At 50.3% G+C, this 21,900-nt stretch carries 15 protein-coding genes and 1 pseudogene; 2 read left to right on the top strand and 14 right to left on the bottom strand.

All coding sequences use genetic code 11. From position 1 onward, the window contains the following. Positions 1-16 precede the first annotated feature (16 nt). From ACSYTG_RS11765 to ACSYTG_RS11715, 11 genes and pseudogenes are all read right to left on the bottom strand, one after another. A complete protein-coding gene (locus ACSYTG_RS11765) occupies positions 17-1,801 on the bottom strand; it encodes a hypothetical protein (protein WP_489783140.1) in 1,785 nt (594 codons plus the stop codon). A 21-nt stretch (positions 1,802-1,822) separates the two neighbouring features. Further along, a complete protein-coding gene (mobC, locus tag ACSYTG_RS11760) occupies positions 1,823-2,200 on the bottom strand; it encodes a plasmid mobilization relaxosome protein MobC (protein WP_489783141.1) in 378 nt (125 codons plus the stop codon). Positions 2,201-2,374: 174 nt separating this feature from the next. Beyond that, complete coding sequence (locus ACSYTG_RS11755; RefSeq protein WP_489783142.1) at positions 2,375-3,982, bottom strand: DUF6538 domain-containing protein; 1,608 nt, start codon at positions 3,980-3,982, stop codon at positions 2,375-2,377. A gap of 447 nt (positions 3,983-4,429) precedes the next feature. Beyond that, positions 4,430-5,272, bottom strand: a complete 843-nt coding sequence (locus tag ACSYTG_RS11750; RefSeq protein WP_489783143.1) for a phosphoadenosine phosphosulfate reductase domain-containing protein — start codon at positions 5,270-5,272, stop codon at positions 4,430-4,432. After that, positions 5,269-8,568, bottom strand: coding sequence for an ATP-binding protein (locus ACSYTG_RS11745; RefSeq protein WP_489783144.1), 3,300 nt, complete (start codon positions 8,566-8,568; stop codon positions 5,269-5,271). The genes ACSYTG_RS11750 and ACSYTG_RS11745 overlap by 4 nt, the downstream gene beginning before the upstream one ends. Next, complete coding sequence (locus tag ACSYTG_RS11740) at positions 8,565-9,488, bottom strand: DUF4007 family protein (protein WP_415506862.1); 924 nt, start codon at positions 9,486-9,488, stop codon at positions 8,565-8,567. Before ACSYTG_RS11740 ends, ACSYTG_RS11745 begins: the two co-directional genes overlap by 4 nt. Before the next feature lie 46 nt (positions 9,489-9,534). Beyond that, positions 9,535-10,674 (bottom strand): cysteine desulfurase family protein, encoded by a 1,140-nt coding sequence (locus ACSYTG_RS11735; RefSeq protein ID WP_489783315.1) that lies wholly within the window; start codon positions 10,672-10,674, stop codon positions 9,535-9,537. Between the two features lie 7 nt (positions 10,675-10,681). Beyond that, complete coding sequence (locus ACSYTG_RS11730) at positions 10,682-13,015, bottom strand: hypothetical protein (RefSeq protein WP_489783145.1); 2,334 nt, start codon at positions 13,013-13,015, stop codon at positions 10,682-10,684. A gap of 1 nt (position 13,016) precedes the next feature. Continuing rightward, positions 13,017-13,670, bottom strand: a complete 654-nt coding sequence (locus ACSYTG_RS11725) for a hypothetical protein (protein ID WP_489783146.1) — start codon at positions 13,668-13,670, stop codon at positions 13,017-13,019. A gap of 383 nt (positions 13,671-14,053) precedes the next feature. Beyond that, a pseudogene (locus tag ACSYTG_RS11720) lies at positions 14,054-14,155 on the bottom strand (type II toxin-antitoxin system RelE family toxin); the annotation flags it as partial. After that, the gene (locus ACSYTG_RS11715; protein ID WP_086657969.1) at positions 14,152-14,412 is read right to left on the bottom strand and encodes a type II toxin-antitoxin system RelB/DinJ family antitoxin; all 261 of its coding nucleotides are present in this window, start codon (positions 14,410-14,412) and stop codon (positions 14,152-14,154) included. The pseudogene ACSYTG_RS11720 and the gene ACSYTG_RS11715, both read right to left, overlap by 4 nt. 383 nt (positions 14,413-14,795) lie before the next feature. Here ACSYTG_RS11715 and ACSYTG_RS11710 point away from each other — a divergent pair, with 383 nt between their 5' ends. Further along, positions 14,796-16,256 carry a hypothetical protein gene (locus ACSYTG_RS11710; protein ID WP_489783147.1) on the top strand — a complete coding sequence of 487 codons (1,461 nt, stop codon included), beginning with the start codon at positions 14,796-14,798 and terminating at the stop codon, positions 16,254-16,256. Positions 16,257-16,487: 231 nt separating this feature from the next. On the opposite strand, the gene ACSYTG_RS11705 is transcribed toward ACSYTG_RS11710, so the two are convergent. The 3 genes from ACSYTG_RS11705 to ACSYTG_RS11695 form a co-directional block, all read right to left on the bottom strand. Further along, positions 16,488-17,108, bottom strand: coding sequence for a hypothetical protein (locus tag ACSYTG_RS11705; protein ID WP_489783148.1), 621 nt, complete (start codon positions 17,106-17,108; stop codon positions 16,488-16,490). A gap of 14 nt (positions 17,109-17,122) precedes the next feature. Further along, positions 17,123-17,890 carry a nucleotide-binding protein gene (locus tag ACSYTG_RS11700; RefSeq protein ID WP_489783149.1) on the bottom strand — a complete coding sequence of 256 codons (768 nt, stop codon included), beginning with the start codon at positions 17,888-17,890 and terminating at the stop codon, positions 17,123-17,125. 122 nt (positions 17,891-18,012) lie between these two features. Beyond that, positions 18,013-18,471 (bottom strand): hypothetical protein, encoded by a 459-nt coding sequence (locus ACSYTG_RS11695; RefSeq protein WP_143216472.1) that lies wholly within the window; start codon positions 18,469-18,471, stop codon positions 18,013-18,015. Between the two features lie 376 nt (positions 18,472-18,847). Between ACSYTG_RS11695 and mobF the strand changes: the two genes are divergently transcribed. After that, the gene (gene mobF, locus ACSYTG_RS11690; RefSeq protein WP_489783150.1) at positions 18,848-21,889 is read left to right on the top strand and encodes a MobF family relaxase; all 3,042 of its coding nucleotides are present in this window, start codon (positions 18,848-18,850) and stop codon (positions 21,887-21,889) included. Positions 21,890-21,900: the final 11 nt, after the last annotated feature.

The following is a 21,900-nucleotide window of genomic DNA, read 5'->3' as shown; positions in this document are numbered from 1 at the left end:
ATGCAATAAAAGAGGTTTATTGTTTTGTTATGCCTTCGTAATTGCGAATATTATTTAGGAATAGACATTTTTTTGGCAATGCCTGTCTTGACTGGGGTGAGTTTGGTTTTTGTGGTTCGGAAATGACTGTTGGGCTAGCAAGTTTTGATTTGAGATGAGCTATCTTCTGCTTCGCATGTTCTTTTTCAGGTTGGTGGTTTTTATCCCATCTCCTGACATGTTCTGTTCTCGCCTGCACCAGCCTGTCAAAACGATGCTGGAGCCAAGATTCAAGTTTTTCCGAATCAGCCATGGCGGAAAATTCGGCATCATATTGTTTCCTGAATTCTTCAAGGACAGGTCTATCCTGTTCTGTCAGGATAGACCGGACAGGTTCTGGCGGTGTTGAGCGCAAGCCGACAATATGCAGCAACGCCTGTACAACAAACCGCAGGATTTCGAGGAACTCGAGCAGAAGTTGTTGGCAGACTTTTTGCATTTTCCCGGTTCGTCTGGTCATGCGTTGCCAGCGGCTTTTCTCGGCCTCCTGCCATGCTCGTTTTGCCGTGGCGTAACGGTCATAGCTTTTTCGGAGCTGCTTCTGATAGGGGATAAGCTGTCTGCGCCATGTCGTTATGGTTCTGTTTCTGTCCAGGGGTTTCCAGCTTGCTTCCGGGGCTTTCTGGTCGAGAATAGCCTGTTGTTGTGCAATAGCTTTCTTGATCTCTTTCCGAAAACGGGCCTCCTCTGCACTGGTGATGCGGATAGAGGATGTGTAAAGAAGGGGCTGAGACGTCGGTATATCAACATCAGCCATACGTTGGAGCCAGAGTTCTCTTTGCCATTGGTGTATTTTGGGTCGTTTTATAACAGGTCTTTGTCTGAGGGCGGTCTGAGTGTCTGGGCCTTTGGGGATAGGGTATTCCTCATAAAAATCAGGGGTTGTCCGGCGGATGGGTAAACGGCTGCTTTTGATATCTGTTTCTGACTTGCTGACAGTGCGGTGCTGTTCTTCTGCAAGAAGCTTTCTGAATTCCGTCATTTTGACTTTTGTGAGACGGGTAAAGCTGCCGATCAGTTTTCCGTCCTGATCTTCAATGATGTGCGCTCCTGGCCGTTTGTCAGTCCGGTCCCCTTCGCGCATGGTCAAGCCATGTTCTGTCAGTGCCGTACGGAAAGACTTTAATCCGTCAGACTGGGTCCAGAGAGAGGCAACAAGCTGTTTGAGTTTTGGTAGGTCAAGTCCCTGTCTTTCCGCTGTGCGGTGGGCTTGCGAGGTATAGGCAGCACGTGGCTTGTCTGCTGGTTGTGCTGGTGCAAGGGCCGCGATCAATTCTGCTTCATGGACTTTGCCGTCCTGACGTAAAGCTTTAGCAATCGAGCGGTCATGGCGTCCCGCGACAAGGGCATGACCCAATCTGATTTCTTCCAGCCGTGCAAGTTTTTCTAATCGTATCCAGCTAAAGCGACTGTCTAAAATATGATCCTCTTGCCACTCGGGTAGAAGCAGATGTCCGTGGGTACTGCCATCCTTTTGATGGATGACCAGCGTCATATGCTCAGGGTCTGCATGGAACTCGTGACAGATTCTTCCGGCAAATTCTGCCAGTTGGGCGTCTGTCATGGGTTCATTGGGATTGAACGCGATGTGACGCAGACCATAGGTCAGGTTTTCGCGTCTGGCTTCCCGCATGGCATCGTAAAGCAACCAGTCTGACCCAGCCATGATCCTGATTGCCTCGTTCTTGGGGCCACGGAGAACATGCCTGGCAATTGCCTTTGCACCGCTTCTGGTTTTAATTCGGCTTTCCTGAATAATCATGGTTCATGACCCGGACAGCTTTCAATGAAGTGTTTGGGCAGACCGGACGCACCTGCGCCCGGTTGACGGTTGCCCTGAGCGGGTCAGAAGCTGGTCAATCTGGTGTAGTCTGTTTTCCAGTTCGCTCAACATCGTTTCGCAGTAAACGGTGTCACCACAATGGGCGGAACGAGCCAACTGATTCAGATTGTTGCCAATGCGTGAGAGGGCATGACGCAGACTGTAAAGTTCTGAGCTGACCTTTTGACTATCGTCACCAGTAAGTTCAGAAGTGGCCAGAAGTGCTCTGATCCAATGGGCGGTAGTGGAATGGCCAAGGTGGCGGGTAACGCTATTCCAGCGGTCCAATTCAGCTGGGCTGGCTCTCACAGAGAGACGAGAAGTTCGGGCAATCGGCATAACAAGGTTCTCCTTAAAGGGGGTCAACGGGGGAAGTATTCCCCCTTGCCAGCTGTCAGACGCTACCCTTTGGGTAGCCGTCTGGCACTGCTGGCTCCCTGTAAGGGTAACCTATTCAGATGCCTGATTTCCGAACTTTCTTTTTATGCAAACGAGACTGTCACCATAAGGCTTTCAGAATGGCATGATGCACTCGGGCGGATAGCTCAGGGCTTCAATGACCTGTTTCAAATTGGCGACTTCAATCCCGCTTGTGTAGTTCATCGTGCCCTGTGATTTATGGGAGGCCTCATGTCCCAGAACAGTGTCGATCCAGAGTTCCCGAATGTGCGCTTCTTGGTTTCTAAGTTTCGTGCTGACGGTATGGCGGAAGGAATGAAACGTCACATCTTCCGGGATGCCAATGCGCTTTTTATGCTTTGAGAAAGCCCGGGCAAAATTGTCTCCGCGTTCGCCCGTCGATGAAACCGTGAGGTCAGGAAACAGGTAGTGCTCCCCGGTATCCCTGAGCAGGCTGAGCCCTTCCATGGTGAGCAGGTGCGAGTGAATGGGAATGATCCGTGTGCCTGCTGATGTTTTGGGAGACCAGTTGTCCTCGGGGTGCGGGCGGACATGAAAGCACGGAACCCCTTCAATAATTTCTATGTCCTGTTTTCTCAGATTACAGATTTCGCCCAGACGCATCCCCGTGAACATGCCAACGCTGATGATACCGGCCCATGTGGTGCGGGAAACCGATGTGCCATTCCATGGGGTATGGGCAAGCAGTGTCAGTTCATCATCTGTCCAGCCTCGCCGTACGATCTTTTTTGTGATGTTGAAGTCCCAACCAGCCCACGGATTCCGGTCTGCCATTTCTCGTTGCACAAGATGCATCCATAGAGCGGACAGACGGGAGAAATGGTTTTTCACCGTCTTCCCGCTGACGGTTTCCTGCCCTCGCTCGCGGGCCTGAGCAACGGCTTCACGGATGGGAAGGCCGGTTCTTCCTTTGCCATGAGTGGCAGGAAGGTCAGAGAGCAGGTCGAAAAATTCCCCAGCAACCGTGCCCGTGATCTGCTTCACCGGCATGTCGCCAAAGGCTTCAATAAAGAGGTCCACGGTTTTGCGTGTGGCTTTCTTGGTGTCCTCGCTCTTGTCTTTGTCAGCAAAGACAAATTTTTCTGCCATTACGGAAAGAGGCGGAGAGGTCGGCTTGCGGGCTTTGGGCTGCGCGTCTTCAACCGGGCTTCCGGCTGGAGCATCTACCGGGGCAGCGGGGCGATGTTTGCCCAGATCGACAATCAGGGTGGAAAGGCTTTTGATCTGCTCGCGTAGCATGTCCTTTTCTTTTTTGCTCACGGCGCTGTCTGTAAAGACTTTCTGCATCATGCTTTGAAGCCGGGCTTCCAGTGCCTTGAGAGAGTCTGTGGCGAAAGAGATGAAAGCGCCTTCCTTCTGCACCTGATCCATCAGGGTCATGGCGTGATCGGCTTGCAGGGCGCGTTTTTCAGCCCGGAAGGCATCATCGGCAAGGGTGAGGAGTTCTTCCTGTTCCGCGATGATTTTGCCCTGTTCGGTCAGGAGAGCAATCAGTTCCTCGCGTGACAGGTCAGTCTCCATCGTCTTTGCCTTCTCAAAAAGTGCGCCGGTTCGGGCGTAAAGGGCTGCTGCCCGTTCGCGGGCCACCAGCTTACTCTGAGTTTGCAAGGAGAGAGAAATTTCGGTTCGGCCCAGTCTGGCCTGAACGGCAACGGGCACAGCCCGGCGGAAATGGTAGTGAGAACCGATAAGGCGGAGCATCTGCGTTTCCCAGTCTGGGAAGACAAACGGGAAAATCCCGCAGACCCGTCACATTCTCATTTTACTGTTATATTTCAATCGGTTAGTGGTGCGAACTGCGGGACTCGAACCGGCATGTTGCGCTTAACCATAGGTTTTTATCCGGGGAAATTCCCCTTTGTGTTATGTGGTCCAGCGTTTACGTCAAACATTATGGGAAAGGCAAATGCGAATGTGAGATGATTATGAGGCGGGAGTAGTGTGAGGACAAAATTGCACACTAAAGGAGAAGGGAGGCTTTATTGTGTGAAGCCGATTTCTACTCAAAAACCATAATGGATTATATTTTTGTGGAAAGGGCAGATATAATATTTTTTATTTAAAAATATATGAAAAATTCGATATAAGTTCATATATAAAAGAGTATTTATGATATTTTGAGATTAAATTTAAGTATTATTTGCCATTTTATTTATGGCAAATAATACAGCCACCTTCTGCCTCTTCAACGCCATAGATATCGTCAATGCTCTCGTTGACGGGGCGAGTTGATAGTGGGTTTTGAGGGCGCCGGGAGCGCAGTCGTTCAAGGCGTTTGCGGTAATCTTCTCGGATTGCTTCAATACGTTCTGGAAGCGTTAATTCGGTTAGACTTTCACCTTGGCTCCAAGTAAATGGGCTACCATCATCTAACGCGGTTTTTTCATATTTTACTGCTTCAGCAAATTTGTCTGGATGCCGCTCTGCAAGACGTACCCATTCAATTTTTTGCTGAAAGAAGCAGAAAGTACAGCCTGAACGAGATCGCCAATTATAATAGGCGGGTTCGCCGACGTCTGCTTGCTCAAGAATATCAATGACGCCTGCTTTATCGATGCCTGCGTCGCGTAAGGGGAGATGGACGCGCATATTTTCATGGGTGGCCTGATATCCCTCACGTGCTGGTTCATCTGCGCGAATGGCTACATACGAGTTAATGATTATACCTTTGGCTAAATCATCCCGTATCCAGTGTTCTAGTGGTCGTAACTTCAGTTGACGAGTGCACCATCGCGTCCGGGGAGAAGGTAAGAAATTATTATATTCTGCAAGCCAGAAGTCAAAATTACGATCTGGATTTAGTCTTTTTATTGGTTTGCCCAGAAAGCCTTCGAGGCGGTCTAAAAAAGAGTAAACTTCGGGCAGTTCCTTGCCTGTGTCAGTGAAAAAATACTCTAGAGGGAGTTCGGGTCTATGTAAGCGCATATAAACTGCTAGAGCAGCGCTATCACGTCCCCCCGAAAGGCCAAGGATGTGGCGTTCGTGTGTCATGCATCCCCCGTATCTTGATCAGAGGCCAAGGTTGCGGCCACACGTGCTAACGCAGCCAACTGCACACGATCAAGATTTTTCTCTTTCCCCAGTAAATGTGTGAGTTTATCTGCAAGCCGGACAGCGCGCAGATGTTCGTCCTCTGTCAGAACAAATGATCGGAGTAATGGCGGTGTATTCGGGTCGATGCCCACTATAACAGCGAGCGCTTCTGTATTTGACTGCCTATTTCTGACCGCAGCTAGAGCTTCTAATTCGCGAAATTGTCGGCCGTATCGAGCCATTTGCGACAAAGCTTGTTCTCTATCTCGATCTGACCAGTTATGGGCTGGTTTGTGCAGCAGGATGCTAGCAACGCCTTCGATATCGCCCTCTCCCGTTTCGAAAGCAGCGGCACGCATGGCGAAGCCTTCGAAGGCATAGTCGTTTGTTAGATCCTTCACTGTCGCGGCACGCTTACTGATGCCTGAGAAGGTGGCTGGATCTACAGCAAGTGAACGAGCCAGTGCTTCACGTAAGGTGGATAGGAGTTGTGGATAGGCGTTCTCGACCTCTTCAATGGCGTTGATGATAGCTTGACTGGTTAACTGATTACCTAAGGTTTCAGGAAGAGAATCAAATAAAAGTACCTCGGGGTCGCGTGCCTGTAGAACGGTCGATCTCACTGATTTTGCTTGAGGAGAAATCGTGTTTGTACGTTGTGCATAAACGGTTAGATTTTCGAAACGACCAAAAAGAGCTTGAGCAACAGGCAGAGAGGTATCGCTATTTGTGACACCGAGGCATTGGCCCAATTCATTGAGGAAAGCAGCTTCGCGAACATTACGGTCGATCCGACGGATACGGATGTCGCCGGGACGTTGAAGAAACTTATCAACGAAAACATCATCTAAATGAGTCTGGAATATACCATCTAAATAAACAGCTAAGTGCTTGCGATTGGCGAGGATGGCGGCGAGTGCAAGCACTGGCATTACCCCCATTTTCATCCCAAAGGGAGGCTCTGCCCAGCGAGTATAAATTTTATCAATGGTGGCTTCTGGAGCTTCGCTGATTAATTGCCAAGCAGACTTTAGACTGCAACCGCTGGAACTATCGTCAGGATTACAGAAATCAAAACGCCCCTGTTTATCTGCTTTGTGCAGGCCGAATGGAGCGATAACAGTAAGATATAGCCCCATTTCTGCAGGGTAACCTGAGATGCCAAGATTTGGCTGATCATTACACTTAACCATGGCATGGGTAAGTGCGCGAACGGCAGCCATGGCGCTAGATGAAGGGCGATCACGTTGAAGAAGCTCGCTATGAAGTAAAGGGGCTTGATTGAATACAGTGTCGGCTAAAGCGCTCGCTATCACCGAGAGAGGAGCGCGGATAGATTTAGAGGGGGTCGGTGAAAGCCACCAACGAGCACCTTCTAGTGCCTTTTCAAGTTCTCGGTAAAGCATATCGCTGGCTGCAGTATGGCGCACTGATAACCCGCGACGTGCGATTCTATCCCCTTCAAGTTGTGGATGCTCACGCATTACACGCTCTATGGCGAAGAGTTCGGAGGCTCCAGATCGTAACGCAAAGCTCTCCGTGGCAGCAGCGATGGCGAGGACAAATTTCGATTTATTAAGTTGTTTGGCGATAGCCTTACACTGGTTTTCTACTTCTTCTGTCGAAAGAGAGCCGTCGCCAAGGGCTAGAATTAGACTGCCTGAACCATTATGACAGCGTTTCTTCAAGGTGGAAACGAGATCTTCAATTGTATCATCCTTGCTTATAGGATGAAGTAAAACCTGGAATGTACGTAATGCTCCGGTGCGGAAATAATGCCTCTTGGCAGCGGCGAAACCGATACCCGCTCGTTGCGGAATGGTTTCAAGTTGCTCTGCTGACAAAGAAGTAATAGAGCGGTCGATCGCTTCGTCGAGGTCAAAATCGCTACCAGAGAAAAGCGCATAGCCGCCCAGTCGCGCTTGCCGGATCAGGATGGCCCAATCAACGAGGTCATTAAGGGCAGCCGTTATTTCTTTGGGTGGAAAGTCGGGTATCGCTGCAAACAGGAAATTGTCTGCAACGGCTAAACCTGAGCCATTGCGGAAGAACTCTATGGCAGCGGCGGCTTTTGTTAGCCGTACATGTAGCTGGGTTCCTTTAACAGCAGCCCTTTCGATTGCCTCGAAGGCCAGGCTCAACCTGCCATTGTCTCCTCCCGTTGAGAGCGCAATGCCGAAATTAGACGCGAGATAATCCCACAGACGATCTGGCCCATAAGTTGCTTCCGTTGTGCTTGATGAGAGAAAATCCTGAAAGCCGTAAGGTTCGACTGAACTCAAAAAGCCAAAGACACTACGTTCATTTTGGGCAAAACGTTGGCGAGATACTGGACCGAGCAGCATGGCAGTCACAGGGTTTAAGGGCCAGGTTTTGGTGAGCGCTTGGGTTAATGAGTTGATATCTGTAGGCTTGCGTTGAGCAACGGCCTCAGCCACGCGTAGGGCTTCAGTCTGAGCGTTAGCCGGGCGTTTGGTTGTGGTGATCGCTTGTGCGAGCAAAGCAACTGTTTCATCAGCGCCGGCAAGGAAAGGGATATCTTGAAAGCGACCTTGAACCTTCGCCCATTCTTGTCGTGCTTCGCGCGAAACACGAGCCGCATATTGCTCAAAAGCTTGGTGTAAAATGCCGATAACTACCAGACGACCGTTGCTTCGTGTGCACCGTTCTGCCAGGTCTTGAAGGAAGTGGATGTCTCCTGCGTTTGCAGCTTCATGCTCCAAAAGCTTCCCAAGCTCATCAAGAATGATGATCACACCGCTACTCTGTGTGGCTGTAGCCGATAATGTGTCTATGAGGGCCGCATCATTTTCTAGGGCTTTTGTTAGTGTAGCCTTAGGCCATTTTAGGCTGATTGCGGCCGCTTCAGCAATTGCGGGTCGGAGTTCTGTTCGACTACCTGTTACAGCAACCACATTCCACGGTGTGGTATCTGTTGGGAAAGCTTGAGCAAAGAGACCAGTAACCGTTTTCCCTACGATTTTTCGTGCAATTTTCTTGCTTGTAACGTCTCCTGCAATGAGGTTTGCGATGAGTAAAACCGCTGAGGATTTCCCTCCCCCATAAGGTCCAGTCCAAGTAAAAGCTCCTTGTCCTGTTTCTTTATGGCTTGCCGCCATCGTGACGAGCGCTTTCCTGACGCTTTCCTGAAGCACGTAGCCAATAAGTTGCGAAGTTTCTTTTAAATCAGCATCAAGGCGAGTAGATCTAGCGAAACGTCGGTTTATGGTGACCTGAGAATATAAGTCGCTCATGCGCTCTTCCTTGCGGTCGCGATGTTAAGGAAAGCGCATTCGATTAGCTGACCAGTAGTGATTTCGCTTATTTTTTGCACTTGCCTTAGGCCTGCAGTATCCGTCCAGCGCCAGGCTCCATTCGTCAGATTCTCCAGACGCATTAGACGAGTAACGACGCTATCTTCGTCAAGCTTGAAAACTCGGCCTGGTGATCCAGGGGCATAACACACCTGTTCTACCGTTAGGGCTGTTGGATTGCCGTTATGATGCCAGAAATCTTGGAGTGCGTAAGCGAAAACACCATCAGGAAGGCTCGGCTTGGGGCCTCGCACAAACTCGAACCATCCACCGATTCTTGCCTCGCGTATTAATCCTAATTCTGCGAGAAGTGGCTCAGCTGCATCATCATTAGCAAGACTTTCTCTCCGCACATAACTTCTCAAAAAAACCTCGATATCTCGCTTTAGAGTGCTAGTTGAGGCACGCCATTTGCGTGCGCGAACGAGATCAGACAATTCTTGCAATAGACTAGAGGCATCGAACTCTGGACTTGCCATACCATTGAAAGCAAAATAGGCGGTACTGGTCCATTCTGGCGTGCTGGCCACTCCCCAATGAGCGAGCCATATTGTTGCCGAACGCTCTATAAACGGATCGAAACCATCCTCTGAAAGAATAGCTTGGCCGATTGCCGTTGGTAAGAGTAGCCGTTCTTGTTCGTGAATGAAGCCGGTAGCTAACCCCCAATAACGCATTGAAGATGCCATATTGCGGCCGACCCCAAAACGTGCGATGGCTGATTGTTCTTGAAATGTTCCAATTGGTGCGCCGCCAACGCACGCATCATATGCCTTTTTTAGCCATAGAAGGCGCAAAGGGAAGGTCTCATGTCCGGCAAATTGGCCACGAATATCGGAGTTGTAGAGCGCGTGCTTCATGGGGGCACTTTAACGCTTACTGGCGAAGCCGTCCAGTGAGGAGTTGTTAGTTGTTGATAATTGTAGATAAGTACTCTGCTGCCAACTCTAAATCTTTGTTTTTTGTGTATCTATTAAGGCAAATTCTAATAGAATTTCTTGATGTTTCTGTATTAATTCCCATTTCTTTAAGGACATGTGATGGGGTTACTTGACCTGCATTGCAGGCTGAGCCGGTTGAAAGACTTACGTACCGACTGATTTTGTCAACAATATCGTCGGCATTATAGCCTTCGATAAGGATATTGAGAGCGCCAGCGAGGCGCTTGGCTGATCCGGAGGTAATTCGAAAAGCGATGTCATGCTTGCGTAGACATTGCAGTAATAATGTTTCTTGCTGTGCCAAACGTAAACCGTCACTTATTCGTTGATCTGCCGCAATCCGGGCTGCCTCGCCGAAGCCTGCGATGAGTGCAACTGGAACAGTTCCAGAACGGAAGCCGCGTTCCTGTCCTCCTCCATGCATCAGTGGCATTGGGCGCGGGGCGGTAGCAGAGACGTAAAGCCCTCCTACACCCGCAGGACCATACATCTTATGAGAGCTTAAGCTGAGATAATCGACATCAAGGTCGAGGACATCGACGTCGATTTTTCCGACAGCCTGTGCGGCGTCGCAGTGAAATAGCGCCCCTCGTGCATGGGTCAATATGCAAGTGTCTTTAATAGGCTGAATTACACCGGTCTCATTGTTTACATGCATTATTGATACCAGCAAAGTTTCATCGTTGATCAGGGATGAAAGGTAATTCTGATCAACAACTCCTTGCGGTGTTACGGGTGCTACCAGGATCTTGAAGCCGTAGGCCCTGAGAGCTCGTGCGGTTTCAAGAACCGATTTGTGTTCGATAGCGCTTACTATGATTTGGCGTTTTGGTGACCCACCTGCTAACGCCCATTTTGCAATCCCTTGGATTGCAAGATTATTGGACTCGGTTGCTCCGGAGGTGAAGATAATCTCTCCAGGAATCGCATGTATAAGATCGGCTACCGTCTTACGGCCGGCTTCTACAAAAAGACTCGCGCGCGCTCCCCCTTGATGCTGTGAGCCAGCATTCATCGGTTCCATCCATGCCATTTTCATCATGGTTAGCGCTTCGGGCGCTAATGGTGTTGTGGCGAAGCTGTCGAGATAGATTGGCGAGCGCATTGTCACGTTAGTTTTCTTCGTTGTCTGTTCCGCTAAGAGATAAGCCTTCTCCCTCTCCTTTGATCGAATCTTCGTCGAAAAGGTGAGGGGCTTCGGTGGCATCTTCTGTTTGCGTGGTTTCAATAAGTGATTGTTCGCTAGGGACTTCGCTAGCTTTCCAGCCTAGATGGCGTAGAAACTTACAAAATGCCTCATAAGCATCATGACGTATTTTTTTGCGTTCAGGCGAGGTTAGGCTTTCTTCTCGCCGTAGATTTTGTTCGAGGAATATTTTTTGATATGTTCGCTCAAGTGAATTAAATACTTGATGGCGCGCTATATCGCGTTGAGCTGTTAGATTGCTTTCTATATCAGTTCCATTTGCACGCCAGAGTTCAAGTAGAAGATACTTATACTTTGGCCATTGAGCTGGTTGCATCTCTCCACGATAAACTACTTGCCGGAAAGTAGAGTTCGATGGTGTGATTTTCCACTGACCTATCTCGTCTCCAAGGGTTCCTTCAAATACTTCGACCAGCCGGCGAAAGTCGTTAGATCGGTCAATTCTGAAGAAAGCGTTGATGTCGTTGATAAAGCGCTCGAACACAGCAGGAGTATCTAGTGGCGCTCTTCCTATCTTTTGGCGCTCAATATTAGCACGCTCTAATTCATTGAAAAAACCACCAATGAGTGCGGTTTGGAATGCGACAGTATTTAGCACGTTGTCATAGAGTGCGTTGATGAATTCGACGATTTTAGGGTAGATTTGACCGTCTTCGTTCCGTAGGGCTTTCTTATCACTGACTGAGGCAATAAAGCGAACTGCTCGTTCGGCTCTGAGCTTCTTTTCAAAGTCGGCAACGAGTTTCTGGGTTGCATTTAGGCGGTTAAGAATTTCCTGTAATTTCGGGGCTTCTGAACCAAAGTCTTTTTCACGAATTTTATCAGCAAGATGATTGCGGTGATTTTCGAAAGTGCGGCCTATGCCTTGCCCTTCAAATAAGATGGGCCTGATTTTTGTATTGGCCTGTTCACGTAATTGCTCGTCAAGCCATAATACTGCACTTGAATGCGCCTCATAGGGAGCAAATTTCTCAAACGCTGCTACGATGTATTGCCCGAACCGTTTGTGAAATTCTTTGGTCAAAATTTCACCAGCCTCGCTAGTGTAGAAAAAACGGTTGATTGTATTTGCAAGGTCTTGACCAAGTAAATTCCATCCGTTGAGGCGTTGAAGTGCTCCATAATTGGCTAAGTCGCCACGTAGATTATAATTGCCTGCCCGCGGCTTGGCGCCACTAACGTCCTCAAGCCTGTTCAGTAGAATATGTTCAATTAGATAATAGAAATGATTGACGCCCGAGAGAGCTATAGGACTTTCGATTTTTGCACGATTCAGAGCTTGGTCAAGCTCGATATTGTGGATACGTAATGATGTGTGCGCATGAATATCGTCCAGCGCTTTGATTGAAGATAGAGTATCACGTAAGAAAAGCGCCACTAGATCATTATCGTCTAGCAGTCGGTTACGCGATTCAGACACTTGTCGAGCGGTCTTGTTGAGGGTCAGAAAAATCGATCTGGCGGCCATCTTGACATTGTATTCACCTTTGAAGTTCTCATCGAGAGCAGGGAAGGTGCAAAACATGATTGGTAGGCTAATTGTTTCGAGGTCAAAGCCCTTTATATAATTGGGTGTCCACTCTTCGTAATAATCGCGATATGGAGCTTTGTTTTTGTCTTCCCAGTCACCTTTGAGATTGCGGTAAAGCGCAAGAAGTGCCATTGCGCGGTGCTGTCCGTCAACGATGACTAGGCGGCAGCGATTGGTATTGAGCTTTAGGCGCACCAGATCGTGTTGGTACAGTTTGCCACCTTCATGTGGTTGGATGAACTCAAAAACCTCTTGTCCTTTGGCTCCCGAGCGGACAATCTGTGCGTTGTGTCCGTTCTCTACACATTCTTCCCGGGTTACTATGGGATAACGATTTGCTGGACGGTTGGCATTTGTCTCAACAGGCATAACAACCACAACAATCGGAGGGAAAATTTTGACTAAATCGCGTGATTTTCGATCGAGTAGATAAGGCACTAGTTCGGAAGAAACACGTGCGTCATCTATGTCACGCTGCATGATTTCATCGAATGCGAGATCGCGTGGGGGAAAGACTTCTCTGACAGGCGCCAAATGACGTAGGAGTTCTTCATTTGCTCCCGACAAAAGGTTCAACCCCACGTGAGTGAGAAAATATTTCACCTCAACCGTTTTTTGGGATTCCGCTTCTCTTCCAACACTGAAGCTGCCCGTTGAGCCTTCTAACGTGAGATTAAGAGCGGAGGTTACGCTTAGGCTAAGAGCCATATCAGTTTCTTCCCAAGATTGGATAATAGAGACGGTTTAGAACATTCTCAATATCGATAGCGGTATCTTCATCGTTGTTGCCGATAGCACATGTAAACACAAAAAGACGATCTGGTGGCATCTGTCTTTTGGCTATTTGCCAAGCGAAACCAGCATCACTCCCATTTTTGGGAGGGATCTCGTTGAGGGACGAAACCCGGTATTTCTCTATAAGCGATTTGTGTCTGCTCAAGCGTGTACGTAAATTAATAGACATCCCGATATAAAGAGGACTAGCGAACATGGGGGCGGATAGATCAAGAATATCACGCAGGGATCGTAACCGTTCAGGGTCATCTACAACTCGTGAAATCAAGCCTGGGGAGACTTCGAAGGCATGTTTCAGAGATCCGCTGTAGGTTGGTTTTAGCGGTCCTTGTACAACAGCTTTGTAAGGTTCTTCACGAAACTGTTTGAAAATACGGTCTTCCAGCAACGTTTTGGCAGAGAATTCTGCCTCTGTACGGCTTTCATCACGTTTGGTTTGGATATCAAAAATTGCAGCGTCAAGGTCATAATCGGTGATCAATGGACTATAGTACCAAGCATAAACGCCAGGCGAAGCAGGCGCGCTGGCGAGATCTGCCCAGAGATGCTTCTGAATTTTCTCTGTCATTCCGCTCGAACACCATTGTCAGTCTTTGTTAAATGAGATGTGTGATTCGCCGTAATCTAATTAAACGAAGCAACAAACCTTAACGCATTATAAGAGTGCCATGTCGTTCAGCAAGCAATTTTGTAGAATGAAATTGGAACTCTGCCGGCTAAGTCATTGTGCCTGTTCAATTTAGGCACGGGATCTGTTGGTTTATAGGGTTGAACGGTTTGTTGCGATACGTGGGGTCGCAGATGGAGGTAGAGCACGCCAATGAGTTGTCTTGGTTTTCCCATCGTTGTCGTGCGTGGTGGGGCGATTTTCAGTCGTCTTGATGACGATGAATTTCGAGTTGGTAATTAGGTTTTTGGTCTCGAGTCATCAATCGACAGAGATTTCTAAGTCAATTTTGTTGGCTTCTTACCAAATTTCTTGCGGACACTCCCGTCGAGCGCATCCCATTCTCTCAATGCCCTCTCATCGAATTCAAGCGAATACTCTTTCATTCGCGATGACGGCTCTTCAGCTCTGCAAAAGTCATACGGTGTTTTGGGGCAGGGTTTTTGAGGCGTTCACGAACAATTTCGAGGAGATGGGCATCCTCATCCGTGACAAGCTGACGTTTAACGGGGGACCGGCCGGTTTCTGCGATGTAGGCCAGAGTATCGCGCAATGCATCAGAAAGAGAGATACCTTGCGCCGATAGTTTCTCAACGGCAGCCGCCTTCAGGGCTTCATCTACCCGAAATGTAACAGCGGACATGCAAGACCTCCCTTGTTTGTATGAACATATGTATCACATACGTTTATACAAATGAAGTGTAATTGTATCGGCTGGTAAGCGTCTGTTAAAATCTGACCGACGATCAAAACTGCTTCCTCATGCTTTGGAAGGCGTTGAAGAGAGCTCACGATTATGTGATTCCCTGTTTTGTCGTGCGTCCATGATTGGAGGCAGAGCATTCATGACTTGTCAGGGGGGATTCTTGACTTGGCTTGACCTGGTTCTGTCTTCAGAACCATGACGATAGCCTTAATTGTTACCAAGAACAAAACATGAAATCGCCAATTTCCTAGGTTATAATCCTTCCATAAGGCCTTGAATATGTCAGGTCTGGGTAATGGAACTCTCTCAGGAGGTGGATCATGGTCTCTTTTCGGAAACGATGCGCGACATTTGCGGAATTGGCAGCCCCATGGACGGGACGCAAAACCGGTATGGATCATGACTTGCGTGAACGCCTGCGCAATATGGATGCCCGTCCTCTCCGTCTTATGAAAGAAGCAGGTCTTGCGACCCATACGAGGACAGAGGAGATCGATCGTGTGTGCGAAGTGACCTTGGCGGTTGAACATCTGCCGGGCATTCGCCTACGTCGCACGTTGCTCATTCCTTCGCAGGCCTATGGTATCCGGCGGCAGTTAGCAGACGATCTTTTGTATTTTCATACGCTCGCCTTTCCGAAAAAACGCCGTGCTCCAAAACACAAGGATGACAAGAGTTCTTCGAGAGGACTTGTCCCTGTCATACCGCTTTGCGTCGGGACATTTACTTCAAAAGTGCATATTGGCGTTTACGGTGACCTTAAAAAAGAGATGAAGAAATTACGCGCTCGTATCAGCCGAATGCTCTATTGGTATAAAAACAGTGCTTATGTGCAATTTGGATTTCAAATTCATTTGCTCATGAATGACTTTGCTTTCGCGCGCTGTCCCAAACGAGACGTTAAGGTCAATGGGCATGTGAATTTTTTCTATACTCTAAACACACCGATGCCCAAGGAGATCTGGACAGAGTTTTGTCAGATCGTAAGGAAAAAATTTCAGCTCGGTTTCTATATTGATGGTCCTGTCCGCTCTCATAGCGACACCATGGATTACATGGCCAAGCTGTATAAGGCAGAGCGGACAAAGCCAGGTGAAATTCTCTTTTCTGACCTGAGTGATGAAGCGGCAATCTGGTTTCTTGAAGAACTGAATGGAATGCGGAACATAACTCCCAAAGAGGGTTTTGCTGCCTTTCGGAAAGGGCTCAAAACACAGGGTGAGAAGGTGGTCCGGAAGAAAGCCGTTCCAACGCCCATGAACCCTAGCCCTGGTCATGAGTTGGTCAGAACCAAGAAATTGACTTCGCGCATCCTGTCTGGCGCGGATGGCTCTCCCTTTCCGAAGGGAAGCGTACCGAAGGAAAGCGTAGGACCGGGTGAGAAAAAAGCGCCGGTTGAAAACATGATTGTGGCTCGGGAACGCCCTTCACCGACTGCAGTCGGTATCTGGCAGCCCCATACGCTGGTCAAGAATTTCACCCTGACGCCTGTAACAGAACAGGGAAAGCGTAACCTCGGTCTTCTCCGACGCCATCACCTGCAGGCCTTGGGATGGGCTCAGAAGAACGGGTGGTTTGGGCGGCCATCGGGCGCTTTGGCGCGTCTCTTTGCGCCTCAGCATAATCCTGACGTTGGGAGGAGTTTTATGTATGCTAACTCTCCTCGGCTGAGGATAGATCGTGTTGATGACGGGGTTTTAGGAGGTGCGCTCTGGCGAGAAATCATGGCGGCTGAGGTGGCCATGCGTGCCAAACAGGGTGATGCGAGGCGTCATATCTGAAAACGCCTCTGTCTTATACCAGTCTTATACGCGTCTATACCATTTGATCAGCGTCCAGAGGGGTATCAGCCTTTTGGATGATGACTGGCTTCGTCTTTTAGAAAAACTGATACGGTCTGCGCGCAGGAGAGGTTTGTCTGCCAGAATGAGGGGGGCAGGCCGCATCTGGGGGAGCAATAAAAAAGGGGAGGCGTAAAGCGCTCCCCTCAGGGCTTTGGTTTCGTGAGGTTCTCAATCGCGGTGTTTTCTCCAGCCTCGCACGTCGTCAAGGGGAGGCAGCACCAGAAGGGCTCTGATCAGGCGGTTTCTAACCGTCCAGCCAATGAGAAGACGCAGGATCACAAACAGCATTGGACCTGCGGCCAAAAGCGCCCACGGGTCGTATGACGCCAGCCAGACGGACACTGTATCATGCGTGCCGACAGAGCCACCTTCGCAGAGTTTTGCTAACCAGAAGCCCAGCCCGACCAAAACCGGACCTATGATCCATTGTGTGATCATGACGTGCTTCTCTTTCACGCGTGTCTGTCGTTCCAGACTGTCTTCGAGGCAGTCGGTAATTGTCTGTGCCAGGGTCTGGGCCAGTTCAGCCTGTCGGGCGGCAAGACGAGCCTGAGCGCTTGCCTCTGTCTGAGACTGGGCGGTTTCAAAAGCGCGGAGGGCTTTGGTCGTTGCCTGTTCCAGATCGGTAGAGAGCGCGTTCAGGGTGGTCTTGCTGTATTCCGTGACCAAGAGGCGCACGACTTCCGGATCATCCGGGTTTAGGGCCAGATCATCCAGAGTGGCCCAGACACATTTGCGGTCTTTGGCAGATATCTTCAGAGCCTTGGCCGTGTCGTCAAAAATTGTCATGGTTGTCTCCTCCCTCATGCCAGACCAAGAAAGCTTGCCGCCTGGGACAGACCTTTATGAAAGTCGCGCAGAAAGCGAGAGATGGCACTCCGTTCTGTAATGGTCAGGTCCGGGTGTGTCAGACATTGGGCATATCGCAGGTTCAGGGCGTTGACCTTGGCGCGGATGACCGCGTGAAGACCGGGCATGGTGATTTCCACACCGCCCGCAGAGAGGAGGCGCTCTCGCGCTTTACCGTAACGGCGTTGCCCTGAGACCTCATGGCCATACCAGTATGGGAAATCATTGCGCAGGTCGCGGCTTTCCCGGAGATTGAGAACGGCGACATGGTCGACCAGATCTGTGCCGAAGGTTTCCAGATACTGGCCGACGGATTGGGCACTTTCGATTTCATGATCCAAAAGATGTACCAGGGTCAGACGGACATGGTTTTCCGTCAGGGCGGTCAGAAACCCCTCGACGCTTTTACCATCGCCGGTATCAATGATCTTCGAAATTTCAAACCGTGATCCACCCGGCAGATCATGCAGAATGACGGCCTTGTCGGTATCAATGGAATTGAGAAGCGTGTCGCGTTCTCTCTCCTGCCTCAGGTCGTAAAACAGAACACCCAGATCCTGATAGGTGCGGGCCAGACCTCCCACCTGACCATCAGCGTCAAAGAGGGAGGCCTGTATTTTTCGGGTGTGATAAGTATCGACCAGAAGGCGGGCAAAGGTTGTTTTCCCAACACCGCCTTTACCAGAAACGATCAGCACGAGGCGTTTGACAGCCTGTTTCATAACCTATGTCCTTTTGATTGGGATGGCTTTAGTGCCTTCCCAATCAAGAGTGTAGGATCGTCTTATGAAAAACTCAGATCGTGACAGGGGTGATGAGACGACACTGGGAGGTCAAGATGACCTCAGGCGTCCAGAAGTGGCGGTGGCTGGGAGGTAAAGCCGCGCATGGAGGGCGAGGGAGGAGACGGTGTCGCGGAATCCACTTTGGGTGTGCGCGGTGGTTTTGGCTTTATGGTGCGTTTTTCCCGACCAATTTTCTTCATGTATGTGGAGAGTGTTCCGGGGCTGAGGGTGATGCCCCGTGTTTTGAGCGTGGTGCAGATTTCCATATCTGACCAGCCATCGGCCTTCATTCTGAGAAGGGTTGGATAAATCTGTGTGATGACGCCAAAGGCTGTAGCCGGTTTTCTGGCGGCACGCTCTTTGCGTTCATTTTCCAGATCAGCAATCAGATCTTCAATCGTGCCGACCATTGTAACTGAAGAAATCTTGTCTTTACGGGGCATGAGTATCCCTCCTGTGATGCAATAGAGTTTCATGGAGCATGGTGTCATAGAATAAAGAGTGTGTTCTTTTTCCATGACCTGACAGGATCCTGATACGCAGAGTGTATCTGCCCTCACTGCGACCTTCACATCTTCGAAAACATGGTCTGGTTTCATACATCCCTTTGTATTGTTCCCGTTCCCTTTAGAAATTAGCAACACACCACGCATCTTCGATGCTTTTAGGAAGCAATGGTGCAGATTTTCCGGCAGGAAAGAGCCGTTTGTTTTGCAGAATCCATTGTGAAGGATTGTCTGGCATTTCAGATAGTTTTGCGGAGGATTCCGAGCATTCTGTGGAATTCTTTTGAGCTTTCTGCCGGTCTTCCTGATGTGGCCTGAGAGGAACAGGTGATCCTTTTCAGGCGACGCTATCCTGATCAGACACTCAGTCTGCTCAGGACATAAAAGCATGTTTACCTGCACGCCCTTATCGGATGTCGAATATTATATTGACTCAGTGAATGAGGATATCACGGCGCAAAGCGTTGTGACAGGGGAGGGGGAACGTCCTGCGCGTGCTCCTCGGAAACGTGGTGATTGGTCAGGACGGGATCGGGCTGCCTATTATCTGGATAATGGCACCGGTGAAAAACCCGGCATCTGGTGGACCACTGTTTGTAAACTTCCCGGACAAAGCCTTCCGTTTGTTGAGCAAAAGGCAGAGGTCAGTCCATCTGATTTCAGGGCATTGGCGAGGGGATGCGACCCGCTGACGGGGCAGGCTCTGGTTCAGAACAAAGGGCAACGTCGTGTGGGGTATGATCTGCAATTTGCAGCCCCTAAATCGGTATCGGTTTTGTGGGCCATGGGAACAGAGAGCCAACGTAATCGTATTGAGGCCGCGCAAGAAAAGGCCGTTTTTGCGGCACTTGAGTATGCCTTTACAACAGGCCTGATTGTTACACGCAGGGGTCATAATGGCGGTCAGAGAGAAACGCCCGCCGAATTAATGGCGGGCACATTTTTGCACACCACCAGTCGTGCGGGGGATCCTCAGATCCATACCCATGCGGTGTTGATGAATGTGTGTCGCCGTAAAGATGGCTCAACCGGCACGCTCGATAATCGGGAACTGCTTTTGCACCAACAGGAAATGGGCGCCGTCTATCGTCTGGCATTGAGTGAGGCGCTGGAGCGGGATCTTGGTCTGACAACGATCAAGGATGGTCGGAATTTCCGTGTGGCCGGTGTGGCACCCAGTGTGGAAGAGCGCTTCTCAAAGAGACGGGCGGCCATTGAACAGGAAGCGCGTAAAAGAGGGATACTGACAGCCCATCATAGGGAAGCGGCTGAACATATTTCCCGGAACACGCGCGGGGCCAAATCAGACCTGCCGTCACGGGCCGTTTTGCGGACGCGGTGGGAACAGGAAGTCCGGGAGGAGGGATGGACACCAGAGGCTCTATGGGAGTGTGCTTTGGCCGCGACAGGCTTGCAAGAGGTTCCATCACAGGATCCCCAAACGGTATTTGCCTGCGCCCTTGAGGAACTGACCCAGACAGACGCCGTGTTTGAAGATCGGCATCTGATCGGCACCGTTTTGGAACACTGTCAGGGACGCAGGCTGACGTTGGCACAGGCGTTGGAAGAAGCCTGCGCCGCCCGTCGGTCGGAACATCTGATTGAGGTAACGGGGAATGCTCTCTCCCAGACCAGAAACCTGCATTACGCCACACCAGAGGTGATCAATGCGGAACGTGCGCTTGTGCGTCTTGCCACCAATCGTCGCGATGAACGGGTCTTTGTGTCACGAGACAGACTGGAAGGCGTTCTGGCAAAGAGAGAAACCCTTTCAGAGGAACAGGCCGATCTGGTGCGTCATGCTCTGAACCGCGATGGGGTGAGTGTCGTTGAGGGATCAGCCGGCACTGGGAAATCCTACAGTCTGGGAACAGCGGCAGCCGTGGCACGGGAGGCGGGCTGTCGGGTCTGGGTAACAGCGCCTTCCCATCAAGCTGTCTCTGTCATTGCGCAGGATACGCAAACACCCCCGGCACAGACTGCTGTTCTGCGGAGTTTTCTGAATCGTCTGAAAGATCCTGATCATGCGCAGGCCATAACATTAGCGCGCCATGATGTGGTGATCCTTGATGAGGGCGGCATGGTTGGCATCATGGAAATGGCGGAGCTTCTTGAGGTGACGTCCAAAGCGGGAGCCAAGGTCATTGTGGCGGGGGACACACGGCAACTCAAACCGGTGGCTCCCGGATCTCCCATGCGGTTATTGGCGGAAACATTGGGGACACAAAGACTGGAAGCCATCAGGCGCCAGAAAGAGATGTGGCAAAGACAGGCCAGTCAGGCTTTGGCCGCCGGGCACGTCGAACAGGCGGTAAGGTCTTATGACGCCCATGGTCGCATCATCGTAGGGGAAGGTGAGGCGTTGCGACAGGCATTGGTTGATGCGGTCTGTCAGGATGTTATCGAGAACCCGAAAGATACACGTCTGGTTCTGGCCCGCACTCATGCTGAAGTGAAAGCCCTTAATCAGGCGTTACGTTCTGTGCTGATCAGCAAGGGGGACAATGCTGGCGCGTGTGAGATTACCGTTGAGGCAACCGCGCGTGGACGCAAACCCGTCGTTGAAGCCTTGCCTCTGGTCGCTGGTGATCGGCTCATCTTTGGAGAAACCCTAAAGGCCGGGGTGCATTTGGTGCGCAATAATGATCTGGCAACGGTGAAGGCGGTGTATCGGGACCCTGATGGAGAACCGGTTCTCTGCCTTGTTTTTGACCGGGGTTTTGAGGTGACGACACGCTGGGCAGATTTGATCCCTGTTGGCCGCCATTCCAAGGGGCACAAAGAAGAACGTCCGATTAAGGTGCAACATGCCTATGCGGTGACACTTCATTCTGCCCAAGGGGCCAGTGTGGATCGGGCCTTTGTCCTCAATCGTGCGGGGTTGGATCGGGAACTGCTTTATGTGGCCATGACGCGGCATCGTCAGGGCTGCACACTCTATACCGATACGACGCGCATGGCGCTTCTTTATCAAAAGAACCAGATCCGGCGTGACGGGGTGGTTGTGGATATTGACGGCGCAGGTCGGTTGGAGGCGCCTGATGCGCTGGATCAGGAGGACGAACAAACGCAGACCCTGACACCAGAAATGGCCATCAGGCAGATTATTCTGGAAGGACAGCAGTCTTCAGGAAAACAGAATGCGGCTGACTTCGTGGTGAACCGGCAGGCATGGGCCGAGGCGCGTTCGGCTGAAGAGGCCGTGGCGCATGAGATCAGGACGCGGACGATCGCGTCAGAGGCCGTATTTTCCCAACCCAGACAAGATCCCTCTTTTCTACCGCAAATTTCTAGGCCTTTTGCCAAACAGAGGTCAGATGGAGTGTCACATCGTGTGTCTGTACAGGACCAAAGGCAAGAAGAGGTGTGGAAGAAGGAAGCGATAAAAGAAACGCGGCCTCGAGGGCCGCGCCATGAACCAGAGTGGTAAATATGTGGTGG

Source organism: Acetobacter sp. ESL1128, assembly GCF_058505085.1.
Note: the sequence above shows the minus strand (reverse complement) of the source record. Positions and strands in the feature narration are given on the sequence as shown.